This is a genomic window from Campylobacter estrildidarum (assembly GCF_005406205.1).
Taxonomy (GTDB): Bacteria; Campylobacterota; Campylobacteria; order Campylobacterales; family Campylobacteraceae; genus Campylobacter_D; species Campylobacter_D estrildidarum.
Genome location: NZ_NXLZ01000001.1, coordinates 1 through 23791, shown reverse-complemented (window position 1 = coordinate 23791; position 23791 = coordinate 1). Strand labels below are relative to the sequence as shown.

Genomic DNA, 23791 nt, shown 5'->3' with positions numbered 1-23791 from the left:
ATGATTAGAACTTTATTTAGTTTTTTCATTGTTATGTTCGTTTTGTGTTGTGTTATTTATCCCTTTGCATTAAATGAAGTAGCTAGGTTTATTTTTCCCTATCAAGCAAGTGGAAGTTTAATCGATAAAAATGGACAAGCTACACTTGATATAAATAAAGCTGTAGGTTCAAAGCTTTTAGGTCAATTTTTTAACAAGCCTTATTTTTTACATGGAAGAAGTTCGGCTATAAATTATAATATAAGTGATACTAATCAAAGCAGCGTTAATTCAGGTGGTTTTAATTATGCTATGTCAAATCCTGTATTAAAAGAGCGTATAGAAAATGATTTAAATCAATTTTTAAAACAAAATCCAAATGTTTCAAAAAAAGAAATTCCAATTGATTTATTAACAAGTTCTGCTTCAGGACTTGATCCTCATATTAGTAAGCAAGCAGCTTGGGTGCAAATTCCTCGTATTGTGAAATTTTCAAAATTGAGTCAAAAACAAGTAGAGGAAATAATTAATAATAGCACAGAAGATAAATTTTTAGGCATTTTTGGCGAAACGAAAGTCAATGTTTTAAAAGCCAATATAGCTATAAATAAAGCCATGAAAAAGAGTAAAAATGCAGCGAAAAACACCCGAACAAATTCTTAAAAAATTTGAAGTAAAAGCTAAGGAAGAAGAAAAAAATAAATTTGCTAAATTAAAAATATTTTTAGGTTATGCAGCAGGATCTGGAAAAACCTATGCCATGCTAAGTGAAGCTAGAAATTTATTGCAAAATGGAGTCGATGTAGTTTTAGGTTACATAGAACCACATGATAGACCTGAAACTATGAATTTGACTAAAGGTTTTGAGAGTATCAAAAATCTTGAAATTTCTTATAAAAATATTGTTTTAAAAGAGTTTGATTTAGATGCTACTCTAAAAAGAAAACCGGCTTTAGTTTTGGTTGATGAGTTAGCGCACACAAATGCAAAAGGTCTTAGAAATGAAAAACGTTTTCAAGATATAGAAGAGCTATTAAAAGCAGGAATTGATGTTTATACCACTTTAAATATTCAGCATTTAGAAAGTTTAAATGATTTGGTAGCAAATATTAGCAAAATAGAAGTTAAAGAAAGAATTCCTGATCGAATTTTTGATGAGGCTGATCAAGTTGAGCTCGTAGATATTGAGCCCAATAAACTTTTAAAAAGAATGCAAGAGGGTAAAATTTATAAAGAAAAACAAGCTAAATTAGCTTTAGAAAATTTTTTTAGACAAGAAAGATTGATAGCTTTAAGAGAGATAGCTTTAAGAAGACTTGCATCTAGAGTGAATTTAAAAGCCAACGAACAAAGACTTATAAATGATGATTTAACCTATCATACAGGAGAGCATATTCTAGTTTGTATCAATGAGACTAATGCGAAAGTTATTAGATCAGCAGCAAGGTTAGCAAGTGCTTTTCATGCAAAATTAAGTGCTATTTATATAAAAAATTCCAATCTCGAAGAAGATAAATTACTGAAAGAAAATTTGGAACTTGCTAAAAGTTTTGATGCTGAAATTATTAGTATTTATGATGAAAACATAGCAAATCAGATTGCTGAATATTCAAATATTAGCAATGTTTCTAAAATAGTTTTGGGAAAAAGTAAAAACAGGAAAAAATTTAAAGAAGAGATCTTTGAGGCTGTAGCAAACAAAGCTCCTAATATTGATTTATATTTAGTTAATGAAAGCGAAATTAAAACGCCTAAAACATTTAAAAAGAGAAGTTTTAATTTTTTAAATTTTATCAAAATTAATGCAATTTTGTTTTTAGCGATAATCATAGCTTTTGCATTTCATAGATTTGACACTCAGCCAAGTAATATAGTTATGGTTTTTATTTTAGCCGTTTTTGCTTCTTCTTTTATATCAGATAATAAATTTTACGCACTTTATTCTTCTTTAGTAAGTGTTTTAATTTATAACTTTTTTTTCTTAAATCCTTTTTTTAGTTTCAAAATTCATGATAGTGGAAATATTATTACCTTTGCAACGATGTTTATAGTTGGATTTTTAACTTCTGTTTTTACAAGAAGGTTAAAACTTCAATCTAAAGATCTTGCAAAAAGAGCTTACAGAACTGCAATTTTGCTCGAAAATAGTGAAAAATTAGCAAGAGTAAAAAGTAAACAAGAGCTCTGGGAACAGCTTGGAAATCAAGCCTTAAAACTATTAAATTTACCTATTATTATCTATCCTATGAATAAAAATAATATATTATCTAAGCCTTTGTTGTTTTTTAACGATGATAAACAAATGTTAAAAAATTGTTTTAGTGCCGATGAAATTGCTATAGCGCAATGGGTAGCGACAAATCGTGAAAAAGCAGGAGTTTGCACCAATACTTTGCCAAATGCTAATGCTATGTATTTGCCTATAGAGGATGGGGAAAAGACAAAAGGAGTTATTGGTATAGTTTTAAAAGAAAAGCGTCCTTTGCAAGATTTTGAATATGAAATTTTAAACGCTTTGATTAATGAGGTTGGCGTGAGAACGAGAGATATATTTCTATTATAAGGTTTTTATTTTATTAATCTCATCTCTAATAGCAGCTGCTTTTTCAAATTCAAGAGCTTTTGCTGCTTCTAGCATTTGTTTTCGAAGTTCCTTAATAAGCTTAGCTCTTTCGTTAGCGGGCATTTTTTCGAGCTTTTTACCTTTGCGGTAAATTTCTCCTAAATCTTCTTCATTTTTCAAACTTGCTTCTATGTGTCGTTTAACTGAAGTTGGAGTAATTTTATATTTTTTATTATAACTTTCTTGAAGTTTGCGACGTTCATTTGTTGTATCCATAGCTTCTTGCATGGATTTTGTAATTTTTTTGCAAAAAAGCAATACTTTTCCATTGACATTTCTTGCAGCTCTTCCCATAGTTTGAATTAGACTTGTTGTGCTTCTTAAAAATCCCTCTTTATCAGCATCCATAATAGCAATGAGCGAAACTTCAGGCAAATCAAGCCCTTCTCTAAGTAAATTAATACCTATTAGCATGTCAAAAGCTCCGCTTCTAAGATTTCTAATGATTTCGTTACGTTCTATCGCATCAATATCTGAGTGCATATATTTTACTTTAATGCCAAGCTCTAAATAATACCTTGTAAGTTCTTCAGCTAATTTTTTAGTGAGTACTGTTACTAAAACGCGTTCATTTTTATCGATCACTTTTTTAGCTTCATCAAATAAAATTTCAACTTGATTATCGCTATCTTTTAATTCAATAAGTGGATCAAGCAAACCGGTTGGACGCATAATTTGATGAAAAATATTATTTTTGCTTAGTTCAAGTTCTAAGGGTGCTGGAGTAGCTGAAACGAAAAGAAATTGACAATTTTTATGTATAAATTCATCAAACATTAAAGGACGATTATCAAGGGCTGAAGGTAAGCGAAAACCATAATCTACTAAAGTTTGTTTTCTACTTCTGTCTCCTGCAAACATTCCACGAAATTGAGGTAATGAAACATGACTTTCATCAACGATGACAAGAAATTTTCTATTTTTAATAGCAAAATAATCAAATAGGGTATATGGAGTATCTCCAGCCTTTAACCCTGTTAAATGTCTAGCGTAATTTTCCACGCCTTTGCACATACCTGTGCTTTGTAGCATTTCAAGATCAAACTCAACACGTTGCTTAAGACGTTGATATTCTACAAGTTTGTTTTCGAGTTCAAATTGTGCTAAGCGTTCTATTAATTCTTGCTTGATATCTTTAATAGCTTGTTTTAGGCGCGTTTCTCCGACACTAAATTGACTCGTAGGATACAAAATAAAGCGTTTTAAATCTTTGCCTTTTTTATTTTCTAAGACATTATAATGATACATAGCATCAAGTTCATCACCAAAGAATTCAAGCCTGATTACTTCATCTTCATAGTAAGCAGGATAAATATCTATAGTATCGCCTTGGACACGAAAATCTGCACGATCAAAAAAATTATCATTTCTTTTATACCCCATATCTACAAGTTTTTTAAGAAGTTCTTTTTGTGAAATTTGCATACCGAGTTCAAAAATCAAAACCATTCCAATATATTCGTTTGGATTTCCAAGTCCATAATTAGCTGAAACGCTAGCAATACACACAACGTCTTCATAACTTAAAAGTGAAGCTGTAGCACTAAGTCTTAATCTTTCTAGATCTTCATTAGTAGAACTGTCTTTTTCTATAAAAACATCTGTACGTGGAATATAAGCTTCAGGTTGATAATAATCATAATAAGAAATGAAATACTCTACATGATTTTTAGAAAAAAAGCCCTTAAACTCGCTATAAAGTTGAGCACATAAGCTTTTATTGTGACTCATAATGAGTGTTGGCATTTGAAGTTCTTTGATAACATTGGCCATAGTAAAAGTTTTTCCACTGCCTGTAACCCCTAATAAGGTTTGATACTTATTACCTTTTTTAATGCTTTTTACTATGCCTTCTATAGCTTGTTTTTGATCAGGACTTGGTTTAAATTCGCTTGTAAGTTCTAACATTATTTTACTTTTGATAAAAATATTTTAAAATTAAAAATTTTAAAAAAAAATACTTTAATTAAAATTAATCCTTTAAAAAACATAAAAATTTATTTTTTTTTGCTACAATTATAAAAGTATTTTCTATAATTTAAATTTTCAATTAAAGAAGGCGAAAAATATGTTTGATGAAAAAATTATTAACACTATGTCAGATAAAGTTAATGAGCTGATTGAAAAATATAATGAAGTGTGTGAAGCAAACGAGAATTTAAGAAATGAGCTTGTAAGCGTCAAAGCACAAAATGAAGCAAAAAGCAATCAAATTATGCGTCTTGAAGAAGAATTAAAATCTCGCAATATAGAAAGTGAAGATATTTTCAAAAAAATCGAGGCAGTTCTTGGCAAGTGATAATTTAAAACAAGTAATTATCAATGTTTCTGCAAAAGATTTTATTGTTAAATGCAGTGAAGAATTTGCCAATGTTTTAGAAGATGATATTGCTTTTATTTCTGGCGGAACAAGAAAAATAGAACTTAAACGTTTTGTAGATGCTTTTGTAAAAAAAAGCTATGAGAATTATATTTTAGAAAGAGAATTAAAAAAACTTATAAAAGCTATCAATGAAGAACTTCCAGTAAAATGAAAAGAGCTTTTACTTTACTCGAGCTCATTTTTGTTATACTTATCTTAGGTATATTAGCAAGTTTAGCTTTAACTTTTACAGGTAGAAATAAAGATGAAGCAAAGCTTTTGAAATTAAAGATAGATTATGAAATGTTAAATTCAGCTTTATCATTTATGCGTACTCAGACTGAACTCAAACAAATAAATGGTTTTATATTAAACCTTGATAATGCCAAATTAAATACTTCAAAAGAAAAACTTTTTTATTGTGTAAAGGCTAAAGAATGTGATTATTCCTTACTTGATTCTCCTATTTATTCTGATTTTAAATCTTGGATGAAGATAGCGTCTAATCGATATAGATTTTTCCTTAATTCAAAGGAATATATTGATTTTTTTTATAATTCAAAAGATGGTATTTTAGAATGTATAAATTCAAAATATTGTAAAGATTTACAATGAAATATTACGAAGTTGCTATTTTTGGATTATATTTGCAAAATTTAGTTTTTCATAGCCAAGAAACAATTCCTTCTTTAAGTGAAGTAATTGTAGATGTAAAAATGAAAAAAAATCTTAGGGCTTTAGTGATTAAAGAATGCGAAAAACCAGATTTTCAAACAAAGGCTATTAAAGAGCTTACATCTTTTTCTTTAAGTAAATCTCAATTTGAACTCGCAAAATTTATTTCTTATTATTATGCAGCTAAGATAGGTTTTGTTTTAGGCTTTTTTTTAACGAGTAAAGAATATAGCTGTAAAGGGATAGAAATTACCAAAGAGCCCAATTTAAGTTTGGAGCAAAAAAAAGCTTTGGATTTTATAAAAAGCAATTCTAATTCTTTACTTTTTGCAGATACGGGAAGCGGTAAAACTGAAATTTATATTTCTTTGATTAAGGATTATTTAAAAAAAGGGAAACAAGTTTTATTTTTAATGCCTGAAATTTCACTCACTTCTCAAATAAAAAAACGTTTAGAGATGTATTTTAAAGATAGTTTATTTTTATGGCACTCTAAGGTTTCTAAAAAGAAAAAACAAGAATGTTTAGAAAGTTTTAATGAGGGCAAAGCGTTATTAATTGCTGGGGCAAGATCGGCACTTTTTTTACCTTTTAGAAATTTAGAATTGATTGTTGTTGATGAAGAACATGATAATTCTTACAAAGCTTCAAATCAGCCTTATTTAAATGTCCGCGATTTAGCACTTTTTTTAGGAACAAAATTAAATATTAAAGTTGTTTTAGGTTCTGCAACCCCATCTTTAACGAGTTTTTATAAGCAAAAAGCGTTTAGACTTAGAGGAACATTTTTTGAAAGCAAAAAACATTTTTTATATGATGAAAATGAGTTATCTTTAAGTCCTATGCTTTTAAGTGAAATACAAGCAAGTTTAGGAAGACATAAACAAGTTATTATTTTTTTACCTACTCGTGCTAATTTTAGGCAGATTTTTTGTAAAAATTGTGGAGAGACGATAAAATGTCCATTTTGTTCTATTGCTATGAGTCTGCATAAAAATAGAAATTTGTTAAAATGTCATTATTGTAATTTTACAAAAAGTATCGATCAATCCTGTCCTTCTTGCCAAGGATTGATGCTAGAAGCTAGAAAAATGGGAACAGCTGAACTTAAAGAGCTTTTAGAATCAAAATTTATCAATGCTAAAATAACAAAGTTTGATAGCGACGAGATTACAAGCGTTAAAAAATTAAATCATATTTTAAAAGAATTTAATGATAAAAAAATTGACATACTTATAGGAACTTCCATGCTTGCTAAAGGGCATGATTACCATAATGTTGATTTGAGTGTGATTTTGGGTATTGATGAGTACTTATTTAGACCGAATTTTAGGGCAAGCGAAGAAACTTTAGCCCTAGCTATGCAAGTTGCAGGTAGAGCAGGGCGTAAAGGAGAAGCTAGAGTGCTTTTGCAAACTAAAAATCGTGCTTTTTTTGAAAAATATATACAAGATTATGATGCTTTTTTGCAAGATGAGCTTGAAAATAGAAAAGGTTTATATCCTCCATTTAAACGCCTTTTAAGGCTAATTATAGAAGATAAGGATAGATTAAAAGCACAAAATTTATGTGAGTATTTAGCTGAAAAATTAGCAACAATAAAAAATATAGAACTTATTGGTTATGGGGCTTGCGGGGTTGAAATGATTAATGCAAAATATCGTTTTCATATTCTTATCCGCAGTGATTCTTACAAGGCTTTAATTGCTATAGAAGAATACGTTTTACAATTTAAAAATGTCAATGCAGATATTGATCCTATAGATTTTATGTGAAATCATTGTTTTTAAATTTTTGATAATATTTCCAAGAGTTGATAATATCTGGACGATTTTGTTCTAAATGTTGATATTCTTTTTGAAAAATATTTAAAAATTTCGATGCTAAAGTCTTATTGGAATTAAAGATAGATAATACCTCTTCTTCTTTCATCATAAGTTCATTTTGTTTATCGATCTTTTTTATTTCAAATAAAAAGTTATGTAAATACTCTTTAACAGTATTAAAAAATTGAGTATCATTTTTAAATTTTTCTAAATCTTCTTTTTGAATATATAAAGCTATATCATTTGATAAATCATCATCAATAATTAATTTTATTATATCAATTTGTTTGTTTTGTCTTAGTCTATCTAAAGTAATAGCAATACTATTTAAAGGATTGATTTCTGTGCTGTATATATGATTTAATCTATTGTTTATATCTTTTTTTATTGGCATAAAGCGTGATAGGAAAAAGATAGCGGATATAGCCCTTAAATTCTTGAATTTTAAAAAAAGATTGTTTTTCTATAGTGGGGGGGGGTAAAGCTGAATTTTCGAGCAAGAAAATCCAATGTTTTAAAAGCATTGTCTGGAATAATCGAGTTCATATCTAAATAATAAATTTTATCTTGATTGAAATATCGCAATAAAAAATTTAAGATAAAAACTCCATTATTCAGCTCTTCAAAATCAACTTTAATTTCAGTTTTTTTATTGTGAGTTAAAAATTCAATATAATTTCTATAATCATAAGTGAGATTAAAATCACGTGGATAATTTCTTGAAACTTTTGTCCAATCTCTTCCCCAATTGTGTTTTAAAATCCCTATAGGGTCTCTAACACCACAAATGATTTGTGCATTAGGATCAAGTAAATTTAGAAATTTATCAAAATTAGGAATATTAAGTTCTGAAATATTTATAGCATATTGATCAATATTGCTATTTAAATACATATAATGGATGCAATATCTTTCTTAGCATCATTAGGAGAAGTCGAAAACATAAAACATTACAACCCTCATTAAGATATCTTAAAAATGCAGCAGTGCTGGCTCCATGAGGCGAAATATAGATAAATTTATAGTGTTTAGGTAAGGGCAAATTTAAATCCCAAGCAAGTTCTGCGCAATATCTGCTCGAATCTGTGTCTATGAAGTCAGGATTAATCAAAGGAGGATAAGCGCTATTTAAATAATTTTCTTTAAATTCAAGTGAGTTTAACCATGTGCAAATAATGTTAATATTCTCCATAACAAAATTAAAAAAGTTTTCATTATGGGAATTTTTTAAAGCTTTTGATAAAATTTGGGCCTTAGTTGGATTTAAATTATCCCGTATAAATTCTAATAAATTTTGCATATTTTATAGGTATTTTTGAAAGTGATCTAAGATTATAGCTATTTTTTTTCAAGATTATCAAGTTTAGAATTATCTACAATCAGATCAGGATGTGGATCATCAAAATCAATATCAACTCCCACAACATTTTTAATATCACCTTTTAAAGCACCGCTATAGAGCCCTTTTTTATCTCGTCTTTTTAACTCTTCGAAATCGCATTTTATATAAATTTCAAAAGTAATTTTTAAGTCGTTTTCGGTTGTATGTATAAATTTTATCCCACATGGAAATCGTACTTACAATAACTATCATTCCTTGAGAACTTAAAAAATGAGCGAAATTAGAACGTTTTAGTGAAACTTCATACGTCCTTCTTTTTCATAGCCATAATGTCCCAAAAGATCTCTTAATTCATCTCTGTCAAATAGATAATATTATTTAATTTTTCTCTCAATTTTCTACATAATTCTTCAGCAATATTGTTAGCCAAATCACTCCACCATTTTTTAAATCTTGCATTATTTTTTCCATATATTTAATAAAATTTAGATGTAGAGATTATATAAAAATAAACTTTAGTTAAAGCAAAAAAAGTTAGAATTTTAAAAATAATATTCATAAAAAGAGTTTGTGTATGAAAGTAGAGAGATTTAAAACAAAGCAGATTAAAGTGGGAAATGTTTTAATAGGGGGAGATGCACCTATTTCAGTTCAATCGATGTTATTTACAAAAACTAGAGATATAGAGGGTTGCTTAGAGCAGCTTAATCGTCTTTATTTTGCCGGAGCAAATATAGTGCGTTTAGCTTGTTTAGATATGGCAGACGCAAGGGCCTTAAGAGAAATTAAAGCAAAGAGTCCATTGCCTTTGATAGTTGATATTCATTTTAACCATAACTTGGCTGTATATTGTGCTGAATTTATTGATGGCGTGAGAATTAACCCCGGAAACATTGGCTCTAAAGAAAACATTAAAGAAGTCGTAAAGGCTTGTAAAGAACGCAATATTCCTATACGCATAGGAGTAAATCATGGCTCTATAGAAAAACAATTTAGTGATAAATTTGGATATGGCATAGAGGCTATGCTAGAAAGCGCTTTATATAATATCAAGCTTTTAGAAGATTTAGATTTTACAGATATTAAAATTTCAATGAAAACTTCAGACGCTCAAAAAACAATAGAAGCTTATGAAAGATTACGTCCGCTTTGTGTTTATCCATTTCATTTAGGTGTTACAGAAGCAGGAACTAAATTTCATAGCACAGTAAAAAGTTCCATAGCCTTAGGGAATTTACTTCTTAAAGGCATAGGCGATACCATGCGTGTATCTATGACAGGAGAACTTGAAGAAGAAATTCGTGTTGCAAAGGCAATTTTACAAGATAGTGGAGTACAAAAAAGCGGGGTTAATATCATCTCATGTCCGACTTGCGGAAGGATACAAAGTGATTTGCTTGGTGCTATTAAGATTGTAGAAGAGAAAACCAAACATATAAAAGAGCCGATTAATATTAGCGTTATGGGTTGTGTTGTTAATGCTTTAGGTGAAGCTAAGGGAGCTGATGTTGCTATAGCTTTTGGAAAAAATCAAGGGCTTGTTATAAGACATGGCGAGGTTGTTGCCAAACTAAAAGAAAAAGATTTGGTTGATAGATTTTTATTAGAAGTTGAAGATGAGGTAAAAAGTAGAACGATAAAAGATTGATTTTAGCAAGGTAAAAAACCTTGCTTTATTAAAATGGCCAGATAGCTTCTATTACTTTACTTCCCCAAGGTTTTCTAGTACTTCTATCTACTTCACCTTCAGTTTTATAAAGAATTTTTGCATCTGCAATGTATTTGCTATCTATAGTATTATCTTGTCCGATATCATAAGGACGGATCACTCCGCTTAATTGAATGATTTGTTTTTCCCCGTTGATCAAAAGTTCTCTTGAACCCTCGATAAAATAATTACCATTGGATAAAATTTTGATCACTCGAGTTGAGATGGTTGTATTAAAGCTTTCATTGCGGCTTTGAGATCCTGATCCTTGATAATTATTTGTACTGTTAGTTTGAAAACCTATATTAGAATAAGCATTAACTTTGTTAATTGCACTCGCTACTATTCCAGAACTGCCTGTTAAAGCTCCTCCTCCCAAATTTGAAGTGTTAGTTCTACTTGTAGCTTTATTAGCTTGAGTGCTTTGAGTAGTACTTTCTTGAATAACTACGGTAACCAAATCATTAACATTCATTGCTTTTTTATCAGAAAATAAAGGATTATCTCCTTTACCAAAAAGTGATCCTGGAGCTGTTTCTATATTATTACTCTGCTTTGGGGCAAGTTCTTCCACGTAAGCAGGTGGTTTCATAGAAATTTGAGGATCTACTGTTGCAGAACATCCAAAAAATATAAATGGCAATATATAAAATAAAATTTTTTTCATGAAATCATCCTTTACATTATGAATTTTTATTTTTTTTTGTTAAAATAATGTTTATAAAATACAAAAGCAAAGAGTGTTCCAACTTTTTAAAAACAAAGGAGAAATAATGGCAAATCTTTATTTGATGAGGTCTAGGAGCGATGAGCTAAATACTACTATTTGTACAAAGTTATTGGAAAATTATAGTAAAGTTTATAAAAATATAGCAATTTATTGCCCAGTGATTTATGTGCATCGAGTTTCAGTACTTCAAGGGTGGCTTGAGCAATTTAATATCAATCAAAATTTAAAAAGTGCTTACGGATTTACTTTTAGAGAAGCTATGGAAGAATTTAGCAAAGATCCACATAATTTTTTTAATACAATTTTAAAAGAATACGAGGAACTTAATCGTAAATATGATTTTGTTTTAGTGAATAGTTTTTGTGAATTCGGTATTTTAGATGGTTTTGATTTGAGTGTAAAAATAGCTAAAAATCTTAATACTCCTATTGCAGCTATTGTAAATGATGAAGATAAATTAATTGCACAAAAATATTTTAATGAGGCTTTAGGTGGCAGAAATTATGCTTTAATTAATGAAAATTTTAATTTTGAAGAAGTCTGTCAATTAAAAGCCTATGATTTTACAACTCCGCATCGCTTTAAATATGAATTGATTGAAAAAAGTATTAAAAATAAAAAAACAGTTGTTTTGCCAGAGGGTGATGATGAAAGAATTTTAAAGGCTAGTGAAATATTGTCCAAGAGTGGTGCAGTTGAACTTATTATATTGGGTAATGAACAAGAGATAAGACAAAATGCGAAAAAAATATCACTTAATCTAAATACAATAAAAATAATTGATCCGTATAATTCTGATTTAAGCGAAGAATTTGCCACTATGTTATACGAAGCAAGAAAATCCAAAGGTATGACCCTTGAACAGGCTAAAGAATTGGTTAAAGATAGGACATATTTTGGAACCTTGCTTGTACATAGCGGAAAGGCGGATGCTATGGTAAGCGGTGCCTCTACAACTACAGCAGATACTATCCGTCCTGCTCTTCAATTGATTAAAACTCAAGAAGGAGTTAGTTCTGTTTCTGGAATATTTTTTATGGGACTTGAAGATAAGATGTTGGCTTTTGCTGATTGTGCGGTCAATCCTAATCCAACTGCTGAACAGTTGGCTGCTAGTGCTTATGTAAGCGCAATGACAGCTAAATCTTTTGGATTGGAACCTAGAATCGCTTTACTTTCTTACTCTAGCGGAGATAGTGGAAAAGGTGAAAGTGTAGATCTTGTTAAAGAGGCTTTAAAAATTGCTAAACAAAAATATCCAGAATTAAATATAGATGGTCCTATGCAATTTGATTGCGCTTATGATCCTAAAACAGCGGCTAAAAAAATGCCAGAATCTAAAATAGCAGGGAATGTTAATGTATATATATTTCCAGATCTTGATGCTGCAAATATTGGATATAAAGCGGTACAAAGAACAGCTAATGCTTTAGCAATCGGACCAATTTTACAAGGACTTAAAAAGCCAGTTAATGATTTAAGTCGAGGATGTTTAGTTGATGATATTGTAGATACTGTCATTTTAAGTGCTATACAAGCACAATAATAATTTTTAAATAAAGGAAAATAAATGAAAATTTTAGTTTTAAATTCAGGTTCATCATCTATAAAATTTAAATTTTTTGATGATAAAGTAGTAAAAGCAAGCGGTTTAATTGAAAAAATAGGAGAGCAAACTTCTAAGGTTGTTTTAAAAAATACTTTAAATGACCAAAAATTTGAAAGAGATGATGCTATAAAAGATCATGAACACGGTTTGCAAGTTTTAAATGAGCTTTTTAAAGAATCAGGAATTTTAGAAGATCTTAAAGTTCTTGATGGTTGTGGTCATCGTATTGTTCATGGAGGAAAGACTTTAACTAAGCATTGTTTAATAGATGATCGAGTGCTTAATGAAATTGATAGAGTAAGTGTTTTTGCACCTTTACATAATCCAGCTCATTTAGCAGGCATTAAAACAATGATTAAAGCTGCACCAAATGTGCCAAATGTTGCAGTTTTCGATACAGCTTTTCATCAAACAATGCCTGATTACGCTTATATGTATGCCTTGCCTTATGAGTTTTATGATAAAGATAGTATAAGAAGATACGGTTTTCATGGAACTTCTCATGCTTATGTGAGTTCAAAGGCTGCAAATTTATTAGGAAAAAGCAGTGTAAATGTTATTTCAGCTCATCTTGGAAATGGGGCAAGTGTTTGTGCGGTAGAAAATGGAAAAAGTGTAGATACTTCTATGGGCTTTACTCCGCTTGAAGGTCTTATTATGGGAACACGTTGCGGGGATATGGATCCTGCAATTATACCTTTTATCAGCAAGGCAAGAGGTTTGAGTATAGAAGAAATCGATAGTTTAATGAATAAAAAAAGTGGGGTATATGGAATTTGCGGTTATAATGATTTTAGAGATATTGAATCGAGAGTTGAAAAAGGGGAGGATAGGGCACGTTTAGCTTTTGATATGTTTTGTTATCGTTTGGTAAAATATATAGGAGCTTATCTTGCTGTATTACCGGGAACTGATGGTATTATTTTTACTGGAGGAATAGGTGAAAATTCTGCCTTGGTAAGACAAAAAGTTTGTGAAAGATTATCACATCTTGGCATAGAGCTTGATTTAAATTTAAATAGTCAAAGAATATCAACTGAAAGAATAGTAAGCACTGTAAATTCTAAAATAAAAGTATGTATTATTCCTACAGATGAAGAATTTGAGATTGCAAGAGTTACAGAAGAACTTGTAAATAAAGGTTAAAATTTTAATTTTATATTAAGATAAAATTATGGAAAAATTTAAAAACTTTAGTCTTAATTTTCTTTTTAAAATATCAGATCAGCCGGTAATTTTGCGAGATTTACTTGAGGCTAATGCTTTATTTAATGATGGAATGCTGGTTGATCCTTCCAAACTTAATTTTAATTTTAAGGTTTTAAATTCTTATTTATATTTTAGCGTTCTTTGTGTGTTTATTTTATTGCCTTTATTACTAGCTACGCATTATTTTCTTACGCGTCTTGATTTTCATATTAGTATAATTAGTGCTGTTGCTGTAACAGCTTGCGTTTTTATATCTTATGATATTTTTAAAATTTATGCTCGTAAAATGATTTCTAAACGACTAATAAAAAAAGCTTGGGAACTACATTTTCCTTATTTCGCATACGAAAAATATTCCTTAACAGCAAGTGAGCTTTATAAAGAAGCCTTAAAAGATGATATTTTAAAAACAAATTTAGAAAAATATATTTTAGAAAAAATTATTCATTCTAAATAGTCTAAAATTTGATTTCGAAAACGCATATTTTCTAATCTTCTTTTTAAATCCTTATTTTCTTCATTTAAGACATTTTCTTCTGTTTTTAAGGTTGCAATTTCGCGACTTAGGTAATAAATTTGATTTCTTATATAAATTTGCGGGGCAAATAAGAATAAAACAAAACTGACAAATAAAGTTGCAAAAAGCAAATGGTTAAAATTTAAATTCCTATCCTCTTTTGTTGCATCACTGAAACCTTCTAAAAGTGTGTTTTTAGCTTTTTGAGTATCTTCATTATAATAAGTTTTTGGTTGGTTAGAAATTGGTTTAGGTGTATTATTTTGTTTTATGGTTACTTTTTTTTGTAAATTTTCTAAACTTTGCTTTATATCAACTTGGGGTGTTTTAGAATTTTTATTATCGATTTTAATATTTTTTTTGTCGAGATATTTTAAATCGTTTTTATCATCATGATTATTTTTTTTGTTTAAAGTAATTGCTTCTATTTTGTGTTTTTGATGAACTTTTTTTGCCATTAAATCATTTTCTGTTTTTTTAAAAAGAATCGATTGTTTATCGGATTTTTTAGTATGTGATTTTTTTTTCTTTTCTTTGATTTTAGAAAAAATTTTTTTGGCCAAAGATTGTTTTTCTTCTAATTTTACATTAATTAAATCTTCTTTTAAATATATATTGGACTTTTTAGAATTTCTTATATCATCATATTCATCATCGATTTGTTTTAGTAAATTATTCGATTGTTTTTTAAGACGTCTTTTGAAAATATCATTGTTAGAAATTATTTCTTCTTTTAACTCGTCATCCAAAGGCTTTCCTTGATTGATAGCACGAGAGAAGTTAAGCATTTTTTGTCGTATGTTTTGCTTTTCTTTTAAAAAATCATCATCTTCTAACATTATTTTTTTCCATATTCTTAAAATGAAATAAACGCATTTTTGCACAACTTGATCTAGGATTTTTAATGATTTCAGTTTTACCTGGAATGATAGCTTTTTTGCTTAAAATTTCTCCTAAAGCATTGTTATTTCCACATTCGCAACGTAAAACTTTTTCATCGCAAATACAACTTTTAGCCCATTTTTTAAAATAATTTTTTACCATTCTATCTTCTAAAGAATGAAAACAAATTATTGCTAGAATACAATCTTTTAGTTTTATTTTTTCTAATTTTTTTAAAAAAAAATCTAAGACATCAAGTTCGCGATTAACCTCAATTCTAATAGCTTGAAATACTAAAGTTGCTTTAGATATCTTTCTATTTTTTTGTTTTGCTGTACCTATAATCGTTTTTAGCTCTTTTGCGCTTTTTATTGGATTTTTAATTCTTGCTTGACAGATTTTTTGTGCAATTAAGTGAGCATCATTTAACTCACCATATTTTTTTAAAACAGAACTTAATTGATCAAAGGTATAAGAATTTACTATATCAAAAGCTGAAATTTTTATTTTCTGATTCATTCGCATATCTAAAAAATCAGAATTAAGATTAAAACCACGTTCATTATTATCTAGCTGATAAGAAGAAACTCCTATATCGGCTAATATTCCTTTTAAGTCTTTGTAGGGAATTTTATCAAAAATTTGACTAAAATTAGATGATATAAATTGAGTTCTATTTTTAAATTTTTCGAGCCGCTTTTTAGAAAATTCCAAAGCTTCTTCATCTTGATCGCAAGCTATGAGTTTTATATCAGGGTGATTTTTAAGTATAGATTCGCTATGACCTCCAAAACCTAAAGTACAATCTAAAAAATATCCCGTATGTAAATTTTTAAATGACTCATTAACTTCATTGAGCAAAACTGGAATATGCGGAGCTTTCAAAGTGTATCCTGTAAATTTAATATTTTTAAATAAACTATATCAAAAATTATAACTAAATTTTGTTTTTAAATCAAAAATAGTAAATATTTTATAGTAGATTTTCATAAATTAAACTCTACTTAAAGACTTCTACGTTAAAATACCCGCGGTTTAATTTTTATAAGGAATGCGATGCTTACTTGGATGCAACATCATAAAAAATATCTTATTGTTACTATATGGATTAGTACGATAGCTTTTATTGGGGCTGGTTTTGTAGGCTGGGGTGCTTATGATTTTAATCTTAATCGTAGCTCAAATGTTGCTATTGTAGGGAATGAAAAGATAAGTTATAGCGAATTTAATATAAGATATAATCAAATTTTTAATTATTATAACCAAATTAGCAACGGTGGTTTGGGTGAAGAAGATGCTAAAAAATTAGGTCTTGAAAATGTAGCATTAAATTCACTAATTGAGGATAAACTTTTATTAAATTTTGCTAAAGATTTGGGTTTAAATTCAAGCGAAAATGAAATAATACAAAAACTTGCCGAAACAAGGTATTTTCAAAATCCTGTAGGAGATTTTAATAAAACTCTTTATTATGAAATTTTAAGTGCAAATAATTTTACCCCAAAAGATTATGAAACAATTCTTTCAAATGAAGCAATTATTGATAAGCTTAATAAAATTTTTAACATACCTTCAAAAGAAGATGAATTAAAAATGTTAGCAGCAAGTTATTTTATGCAGGATTCTTTGAGCATTGCTGAAATTAACTATGACAAAAAAAATATAAAAATTAATGAAGATGATTTGAAAAAAATTTGGAATGAGCATAAAGAAGATTTTAAAACTGAAAAAATATATGAAATTTCCACTTATTTTTTACCAATAGGGGATAAAAAATTTGATGATAATGAGTTAGAAAAGTTCTACAATGAAGATAATAATAAATTAAATTATAGAGATGAAAATGGTAAAATTATGGATTTTAAATCATCGAAAGATAAACTTACTAAAGATTATGCATTGATGCAACTTAAAAATTTAGCCAATGCCAAATTTTTAGAATTAAAAAATAATAAAGAGCAATTTCAAAAAGATGAAAACATATCTGATTTGAGCACTTATTATCCACTAGAAGTTTTATCTAAGGTTAAAAGTGGAGATATTTTAAGACCTGTAAAGTATAAAGATGGCTATATGATCGTTAGGCTTAACAAAATAGATCCTGTAAGAATAAAAACTTTCGAAGAGGCAAAAAGTCAAGTTTTGCCTATATATCTAAGCAATGAAGCTAGGGCAAATTTAAAAAATGAAGCCAAGAAAGAATTAGAAAATTTTAAAGGTGTAAATATAGGTTTTGTAAGTAGAGATTCTTTAAGAGATAGTGATAAGGTTGATGATAAAATATTAAATGATGCTGAGTTTAGTTATTTTTTAATGAATGTATTTAATTCTGACCAGAATAGCTCTTATGTAATCTTAAACGACAATAAAGCAATACTTTATAAGATAAATAAACAAAAACTCAATATAAGCTCTGATAAGTTAAAGCAGTATAAAAATATGCTTGAAAGGAATTTACAAACTTTAAAGGCTAACGAAATTAAAGAAGAATTAGTTGAAGAGCTTAGAAAGATATATCCAATAAAAATTTATTACAAAGGGAATTAATTTTGAATATACTAGGAATTGATTTAGGTTCGACACAAACTTGTGCTATTATTACTCAAAAAGATGAAGAAGGTTTAAAGATCATTGGTTTTGCAAAGACAAAAACAAATGGAGTTAAAAAAGGTGCTATTACAAATATTGAACTCGCTTCAAAATCAATTGAAGAAGCGGTTAGAAATGCTGAAATGATGAGCGGTGTTCATTATGATAAAGTAGTGGTTTCAATTTCTGGAGCATATACTAAAAGTGTGGATAGTATAGGAGTAGTTAATATTCCAAACCACGAAATTGGAATTAAAGAGATTCATCGTGCAGTAAGCACAGCAAAACATACGGCCAATCTTCCAAGCGGATATGAAATTATTCATGTTTTACCTTATAATTTTAAAGTCAATGATTTAGAGCACGTAGATGATCCTTTGGGAATGAGTGGAAGCCGCTTGGAGGTTTCAACGCATATTGTAATTTCTCAAGAATCACATATTAAAAATTTAAAAAAAGCTGTAGAATTAGCTGATTTAAGAGTCGATAATATAGTACTTTCTGGCTATGCTTCATCTATAGCTTGTTTAGATGATAGCGAAAAAGAGCTAGGATCAGTGCTTATTGATATGGGTGGTGCGATTTGTGATATGGTGGTACATACTGGAAATTCTATCCGTTATAATGATTGTTTACAAATTGGATCTATCAATATTACGCAAGATTTATCTATGGCTTTACATACTCCTTTAAAAGAAGCGGAAAAAATCAAACTCAATTACGCAGCTTTATCTCAACAGCCAAATGTGCTTATACAAATACCTTCTATGGGAGATGAAAGAAGAGTGAATGAGGTTTCTTTGGATATTATTTCTAATGTTATTTATGCTAGAGCTGAAGAGACTTTAATGATTTTAGCGAAGATTTTAAGCGATAATCGTTATGCAAATAGCACAGGAGGAGGCGTTGTGCTTACTGGAGGGATGACAAAATTAGCAGGTATTGATGAATTAGCTCCTGCCACATTTGACAATCGCTCCATAAGACTTGCTACTGCAAGAAAAGATTTAATTATAGGCTTTAATGAGATATTTAATGATCCAGAAAATACTTGCGCAATTGGACTTTGTCTTTATGGCGCAGGTTATTTTACTCCTTATGAGCTTGATTCTAACGAAAAATTAAGATATAAGGGTGAAATAGAAAATTATAACCGCCAAATTAGACAAGAAATAATTTTGCAGAAAGAAAAAGAAAACGAAATAAAATCTGATTTTCTTGATGAAAATTCGCAAGAAAATGATACAATAACAATTCAAGAACAATTAGATTTTAAAGAATCAAAAGAAAAGAATTCTGGTATTTTTAAAAATTTATGGAATAAAATTACAAATCAATTTTGACAAGGAGAGAATTTATGAATGAGTTTTCAGTAGAGGAGATGCAGCACAATAAGGGTGCAAAAATTAAAGTTATTGGCTGCGGTGGTGGTGGCGGTAATATGATTAATCATATGGTAAAAATGGGTTTAAATGACCTTGATTTAATCGCTGCTAACACTGATGCACAAGCTATTTCAAACTCTTTAGCAAAGACTAAAATTCAACTCGGAGAGAAAAAAACAAAAGGACTTGGAGCGGGTATGCTTCCTGAGGTTGGAGCGGAAAGTGCTAGAGAAAGTTTTGAAGAAATTAAAGCAAGTTTAAGTCAGAGTGATATTGTCTTTATTGCTTCTGGTTTTGGAGGAGGTACTGGGACAGGTGCTACACCGGTTATAGCACAAGCAGCTAAAGAAATTGGCGCTTTAACTGTTTCTGTTGTAACTATGCCTTTTGCTTTTGAAGGAAAACAAAGAAAAAAGCTTGCCGAAAATGGACTTCTTGAACTTAAAAAAGAAAGCGATTCTATCCTTGTAATTCAAAATGAAAAACTTTTAAGTATTATTGATAAGAAAGCGGGCATCAAAGATGCTTTTAAATTAGTTGATGATATTTTAGCTCGTGCTGTTAAAGGTATGGTTTCTATACTTTTAGATAATGGCGATATTAATGTCGATTTTGCAGATGTTAGAACAATTATGAGTCACCGAGGACTTGCTCTTATGGGTGTTGGAAGTGCTAGTGGTGAAAATGCTATAGAAGAAGCGCTTTCTAATGCAATTGAATCTCCATTACTTGATGGTATGGATATTAAGGGTGCAAAAGGTGTGATTTTGCATTTTAAAACTAGTTCTAATTGTTCTTTGATTGAAATTTCTGCAGCTGCAAATAGTATAGAAGAAATTGTTGATGAAAATGCAAAGATTATATTTGGTTCTACTACAGACGATAGCATGGAAGATAGAGTAGAAGTTACTATTATTGCTACAGGATTTGAAGATAAAGATACTATGGCGAAAAAATCTTCCGAAAACACTGAAACTACCAAGAAAAATCCTTATTTAAATCTTAAAAAAGTAAGTGGTGGTTTTGATGAAGAAATTATGGCTCAAATCGAAACTCCTACTTTTTTACGTCGCCAAATGGATTAAAAATTTCAAGCAAGGCTTTAGTCTTGCTTGCTCTATAAAATCTTAATATTTTTTTCTTACGACTTCATATTTTTTCGGTTTTTAAAAAAAGTTGGAACACTCTTTGCTTTTTATATTTTTGTAAAATCAATTTTATAGGTGAAAATATGCAAAATGGATATTATCAAGCAGCGGGTGGTATGGTAACTCAGTTTAATAAACTTGATGTTATTACAAACAATCTTGCTAACATTAACACAAGTGGATACAAAAGAGATGATGTTGTCATTGCAGATTTTAAAAGGATTTTTAAAGAAACTCAGGACGAGTTGCCTATAGAAAATCATACAAGAGACGCTTCGCGTTTTGTGAATACTACTATAGACACTATTCCTCAAGTTTCTCAAGAATATACGGATTTTAGTTTAGGTTCTTTAAAAGCTACTAATAATCCTTTAGATTTTGCAATAACTAGAGAAGATGCTTTCTATTTGGTTCAAACTAAAGATGGTGAAATAAGATTAACCAAAGATGGTAATTTTCAATTAGATGATGAGGGATATTTGGTTAATAAACAAGGTTACAGGGTGCTAAGTAGTGATTATTTTAATAATCCTCAAAATGCAGGAATTCATATTTCAGATGGTGCGGTACAAATAAATGCCGATAAAAATGGAAATATTGAAGTTGATGGCATAAGAAATGCAAGGTTATTTATCGCACAAGTTGATGATATAAGAGCTTTGCAAAAAGATGGAGATAATGTTTATAAAATCGATGATTTAACCCGTATTAGAGATCTGGATAACTCCAATGCCGTAAGACAAGGTTTTTCTCAAGGCTCTAATGTCAACCCAGTTACCGAGATGGTGGGTTTAATTGAAGCCAATAGAATGGTTGAGATGTATCAAAAAGTTATGACAGCTCATATGGATGATTTAAATCAAGAAGCTATTAATAAGCTTGCATCTGTTAAATAATAAAAATTAAAGGATAAAAAAATGATGAGATCACTTCACACTGCAGCTACAGGAATGGTGGCGCAGCAAACACAAATTGATGTTACTTCTAACAATATTGCCAATGTTAATACAGCTGGTTTTAAAAAGAGTCGTGCCGAATTTGCTGATTTGATGTATCAGGTTATGAAGTATGCAGGAACTTCAACTTCTGCTACTACTCTTTCTCCTTCAGGTATAGAAGTGGGAGTTGGTGTACGTCCAACAGCAGTAACAAAGGTTTTTACTGAAGGAAATTTAAAAGCGACGAGTACAGATAGTCTTGATATGGCAATTGCTGGAAATGGTTTTTTTCAAATTCAACTTCCTGATGGAACTATAGGATATACAAGAAATGGGCAATTTACAAAAGACAATGAAGGTAATATTGTAAATTCTGATGGATATAGACTTTTGCCTGAGATGACTATACCAGAAGGTGCAACTGCTATAAATGTAGCAACAGATGGAACAGTTTCAGTTATGCTTCCAGGAGAACAGCAAGAAACTCAAATTGGACAAATAGAATTAGTGCAATTTATTAATCCAGCAGGACTTCATTCTATGGGGGATAATTTATATCTTGAAACGGGTGCAAGCGGTGCTCCAGTTGCTGGAATTGCAGGACAAGATGGTTTAGGAACTATTAGACATGGATTTATAGAACTTAGTAATGTTCAGCTTGTTGAAGAAATGACAGATCTTATTACAGGACAAAGAGCTTATGAGGCTGGATCAAAAGCTATTACTACTAGCGATGATATGCTTAGTATTGTAAATCAATTGAAACGATAATTTAAAATTATTATATTGAATTTTATAGTGTATATTTACACTATAAAGTTTATTTTTTTTACCAATTTGCACACTATCATTAAATTATATTAAAAAATAAAAAACTTTTAAAACGCTATGAATTCATTACAAACTTTACTAAAATATCTATAAATTAGATCTTTTAAAAATTTGATTTAAAATTATCATTTATGATAAAATGATTTTATATTATATTTTTACATAGAAGCGGCAAATTATGATCAAAAAATTATTAAGCGTTGCAACTTTAGGTGCTTTATTAGCAAGTTCTGCTTTTGGAGATGATTTTTTAGCTAAAGTCAGTAATGGTGCACTCAGTGATAATAGTGTAGGCGTTAAAGTTCTTAGTCTTAATGAGATGAAAGAAGTTAAGGGTGGGTATCAGGTTGGATTTTTAAGCAATGGAACTAAATGGAATCCAACAACTGAGTTATATGCTGTGGCATTATATACAGAAGGCGAACGTCAATATATAATTAATTATTTTAATAATTCAAATAAACCAAAAGGTTTATGTGGTATAGGCCAAGATTCTTGTTTAAATCCTAGTAGTAATAGATTAACGGAATTTCTTCAAGTAACACAAGGAGCTATAAATTTATTACCTGTTTATAGTGTTAAAAGACAAGTAAAAGTTTCAGGTTTAGGAAAACCTTATGTTTTATTTACATATGGAGTTGGAGCTTATGATCCTAATACTTCGCAGTTGTATAAATTTAATTCTAGTCCAATGTTAAATAACAACATGATAATCAAAGAAATGGCTAATAAATACAAAGAGCAAATGGAATATGCTCTTGGAGGTTGGAGTGTAAGATGATGCTCTTAAGCTCTTATTATAAATATCACGGAAATAACCCTCTAAAAGATCTCATTAAACTTAAAAATGAAGTTATTAAAAATGAAAATCTTGAACTTACAAAACAACAAAGAATAAATTTGGGCAACAGCCTTATAGAGGAGTATGAAAATGATGTAAAACTAAGCAATAAAGTAGGATTGATCGAGGGTTCAATAGAGGATAAGCTTAGAAAAAATGAATTATCAAAATCAGAAGCTAAAAATTTATTTAAATGGATTAGTGAAAATACTAATTCACCTCATTGGATGTATATTGATGGGGTAAGTTATGATGAGGCATATGTTAAAGTTTTTCAAACAAGCAAAAGCATAGATGAATTTAAAACAAATTATCTTGAGTTTCAAAAAAAATATTTTGCTGATTTGAGTAAGCCAATTAATGAATCACCAGAAATACGAGAAAAAACCAAAACGCCTCAACCCATCCAAGCAGAAAGCAAAAACAAAGAAACTTACAAAGATGAAATAAAAAATAGTTTTTGGGAACAATTTTTAAAAGTTCAAAAAGAAAATGGAATAGATATTTTAGAACTTATGGAAAAACTTAATGAAAAAGGTATAGATAAAAGAGTTTAAAAAAATAATTTTAAAACTTAAAACGATTAAAAACAAATTT

24 protein-coding genes and 1 pseudogene are annotated in these 23791 nt (G+C 29.3%); 17 read left to right on the top strand and 8 right to left on the bottom strand.

All coding sequences use genetic code 11. The annotated features are described in order from the left end of the window. Both kdpC and CQA69_RS00110 read left to right on the top strand, forming a co-directional pair. Entirely contained in the window at window positions 1–642 is a 642-nt protein-coding gene (gene kdpC, locus CQA69_RS00115; protein ID WP_137619812.1) for a potassium-transporting ATPase subunit KdpC, read from the top strand. Next, on the top strand, window positions 611–2542 hold the full coding sequence (locus tag CQA69_RS00110; protein WP_137619811.1) for a DUF4118 domain-containing protein: 1932 nt from the start codon (window positions 611–613) through the stop codon (window positions 2540–2542). The genes kdpC and CQA69_RS00110 overlap by 32 nt, the downstream gene beginning before the upstream one ends. Here the strand turns inward: CQA69_RS00110 and uvrB are convergent. Next, the gene (uvrB, locus tag CQA69_RS00105; RefSeq protein ID WP_137619810.1) at window positions 2537–4510 is read right to left on the bottom strand and encodes an excinuclease ABC subunit UvrB; all 1974 of its coding nucleotides are present in this window, start codon (window positions 4508–4510) and stop codon (window positions 2537–2539) included. The two genes, CQA69_RS00110 and uvrB, sit on opposite strands and share 6 nt — an antisense overlap. 160 nt (window positions 4511–4670) lie before the next feature. Between uvrB and CQA69_RS00100 the strand changes: the two genes are divergently transcribed. Genes CQA69_RS00100 through CQA69_RS00085 form a run of 4 tightly spaced genes read left to right on the top strand, consistent with a single transcriptional unit; the run spans window position 4671 to window position 7414 of the window. Further along, window positions 4671–4901 (top strand): hypothetical protein, encoded by a 231-nt coding sequence (locus CQA69_RS00100; protein ID WP_002776426.1) that lies wholly within the window; start codon window positions 4671–4673, stop codon window positions 4899–4901. Next, window positions 4891–5136, top strand: coding sequence for a hypothetical protein (locus CQA69_RS00095; protein ID WP_137619809.1), 246 nt, complete (start codon window positions 4891–4893; stop codon window positions 5134–5136). The genes CQA69_RS00100 and CQA69_RS00095 overlap by 11 nt, the downstream gene beginning before the upstream one ends. After that, window positions 5133–5579 (top strand): type II secretion system protein, encoded by a 447-nt coding sequence (locus CQA69_RS00090; RefSeq protein WP_137619808.1) that lies wholly within the window; start codon window positions 5133–5135, stop codon window positions 5577–5579. The genes CQA69_RS00095 and CQA69_RS00090 overlap by 4 nt, the downstream gene beginning before the upstream one ends. After that, on the top strand, window positions 5576–7414 hold the full coding sequence (locus tag CQA69_RS00085; RefSeq protein WP_137619807.1) for a primosomal protein N': 1839 nt from the start codon (window positions 5576–5578) through the stop codon (window positions 7412–7414). Before CQA69_RS00090 ends, CQA69_RS00085 begins: the two co-directional genes overlap by 4 nt. Here the strand turns inward: CQA69_RS00085 and CQA69_RS09045 are convergent. From CQA69_RS09045 to CQA69_RS00075, 4 genes and pseudogenes are all read right to left on the bottom strand, one after another. After that, the gene (locus tag CQA69_RS09045) at window positions 7407–7859 is read right to left on the bottom strand and encodes a DUF2972 domain-containing protein (RefSeq protein WP_246023089.1); all 453 of its coding nucleotides are present in this window, start codon (window positions 7857–7859) and stop codon (window positions 7407–7409) included. The two genes, CQA69_RS00085 and CQA69_RS09045, sit on opposite strands and share 8 nt — an antisense overlap. 50 nt (window positions 7860–7909) lie before the next feature. Further along, window positions 7910–8359: a hypothetical protein gene (locus CQA69_RS09040; RefSeq protein ID WP_246023088.1), complete on the bottom strand. Its 450-nt coding sequence runs from the start codon at window positions 8357–8359 to the stop codon at window positions 7910–7912. Further along, complete coding sequence (locus tag CQA69_RS09035; protein ID WP_246023087.1) at window positions 8346–8765, bottom strand: hypothetical protein; 420 nt, start codon at window positions 8763–8765, stop codon at window positions 8346–8348. The genes CQA69_RS09040 and CQA69_RS09035 overlap by 14 nt, the downstream gene beginning before the upstream one ends. Window positions 8766–8803: 38 nt before the next feature. Then, window positions 8804–9266 (bottom strand): annotated as a pseudogene (locus CQA69_RS00075) (adenylyl-sulfate kinase). Between the two features lie 115 nt (window positions 9267–9381). Here CQA69_RS00075 and ispG point away from each other — a divergent pair. Then, the gene (ispG, locus tag CQA69_RS00070; RefSeq protein ID WP_137619806.1) at window positions 9382–10455 is read left to right on the top strand and encodes a flavodoxin-dependent (E)-4-hydroxy-3-methylbut-2-enyl-diphosphate synthase; all 1074 of its coding nucleotides are present in this window, start codon (window positions 9382–9384) and stop codon (window positions 10453–10455) included. A gap of 28 nt (window positions 10456–10483) precedes the next feature. Here the strand turns inward: ispG and flgH are convergent, their stop codons facing one another. After that, window positions 10484–11182, bottom strand: a complete 699-nt coding sequence (gene flgH / locus CQA69_RS00065) for a flagellar basal body L-ring protein FlgH (protein ID WP_137619805.1) — start codon at window positions 11180–11182, stop codon at window positions 10484–10486. A gap of 103 nt (window positions 11183–11285) precedes the next feature. Between flgH and pta the strand changes: the two genes are divergently transcribed. From pta to CQA69_RS00050, 3 genes are read left to right on the top strand one after another with little or no spacing between them, the layout of a single operon-like run. Next, complete coding sequence (gene pta / locus CQA69_RS00060) at window positions 11286–12791, top strand: phosphate acetyltransferase (protein ID WP_137620027.1); 1506 nt, start codon at window positions 11286–11288, stop codon at window positions 12789–12791. A gap of 24 nt (window positions 12792–12815) precedes the next feature. After that, a complete protein-coding gene (locus tag CQA69_RS00055; protein WP_137619804.1) occupies window positions 12816–14000 on the top strand; it encodes an acetate kinase in 1185 nt (394 codons plus the stop codon). A 28-nt stretch (window positions 14001–14028) separates the two neighbouring features. Further along, the gene (locus tag CQA69_RS00050) at window positions 14029–14520 is read left to right on the top strand and encodes a hypothetical protein (RefSeq protein WP_137619803.1); all 492 of its coding nucleotides are present in this window, start codon (window positions 14029–14031) and stop codon (window positions 14518–14520) included. Here the strand turns inward: CQA69_RS00050 and CQA69_RS00045 are convergent. Both CQA69_RS00045 and rsmH read right to left on the bottom strand, forming a co-directional pair. Continuing rightward, window positions 14508–15419, bottom strand: a complete 912-nt coding sequence (locus CQA69_RS00045; protein ID WP_137619802.1) for a hypothetical protein — start codon at window positions 15417–15419, stop codon at window positions 14508–14510. The genes CQA69_RS00050 and CQA69_RS00045 overlap by 13 nt on opposite strands. After that, window positions 15406–16347 (bottom strand): 16S rRNA (cytosine(1402)-N(4))-methyltransferase RsmH, encoded by a 942-nt coding sequence (gene rsmH / locus CQA69_RS00040; RefSeq protein ID WP_137619801.1) that lies wholly within the window; start codon window positions 16345–16347, stop codon window positions 15406–15408. The genes CQA69_RS00045 and rsmH overlap by 14 nt, the downstream gene beginning before the upstream one ends. A gap of 171 nt (window positions 16348–16518) precedes the next feature. Here rsmH and CQA69_RS00035 point away from each other — a divergent pair, with 171 nt between their 5' ends. The 7 genes from CQA69_RS00035 to CQA69_RS08885 all read left to right on the top strand — a co-directional run bounded on the left by CQA69_RS00035 (window position 16519) and on the right by CQA69_RS08885 (window position 23751). Continuing rightward, window positions 16519–18009, top strand: a complete 1491-nt coding sequence (locus CQA69_RS00035) for a peptidylprolyl isomerase (RefSeq protein ID WP_137619800.1) — start codon at window positions 16519–16521, stop codon at window positions 18007–18009. A gap of 2 nt (window positions 18010–18011) precedes the next feature. Continuing rightward, window positions 18012–19394 carry a cell division protein FtsA gene (gene ftsA, locus CQA69_RS00030; RefSeq protein WP_137619799.1) on the top strand — a complete coding sequence of 461 codons (1383 nt, stop codon included), beginning with the start codon at window positions 18012–18014 and terminating at the stop codon, window positions 19392–19394. A gap of 14 nt (window positions 19395–19408) precedes the next feature. Continuing rightward, entirely contained in the window at window positions 19409–20521 is a 1113-nt protein-coding gene (gene ftsZ / locus CQA69_RS00025; RefSeq protein ID WP_137619798.1) for a cell division protein FtsZ, read from the top strand. Window positions 20522–20667: 146 nt separating this feature from the next. Further along, on the top strand, window positions 20668–21480 hold the full coding sequence (locus CQA69_RS00020; RefSeq protein WP_137619797.1) for a flagellar hook-basal body protein: 813 nt from the start codon (window positions 20668–20670) through the stop codon (window positions 21478–21480). A gap of 21 nt (window positions 21481–21501) precedes the next feature. Next, a complete protein-coding gene (gene flgG, locus CQA69_RS00015; protein ID WP_137619796.1) occupies window positions 21502–22293 on the top strand; it encodes a flagellar basal-body rod protein FlgG in 792 nt (263 codons plus the stop codon). Between the two features lie 238 nt (window positions 22294–22531). Next, on the top strand, window positions 22532–23134 hold the full coding sequence (locus CQA69_RS00010; protein WP_137619795.1) for a bacteriocin: 603 nt from the start codon (window positions 22532–22534) through the stop codon (window positions 23132–23134). Further along, the gene (locus CQA69_RS08885; protein ID WP_171000275.1) at window positions 23131–23751 is read left to right on the top strand and encodes a hypothetical protein; all 621 of its coding nucleotides are present in this window, start codon (window positions 23131–23133) and stop codon (window positions 23749–23751) included. The genes CQA69_RS00010 and CQA69_RS08885 overlap by 4 nt, the downstream gene beginning before the upstream one ends. The last annotated feature ends 40 nt before the right edge of the window (window positions 23752–23791 follow it).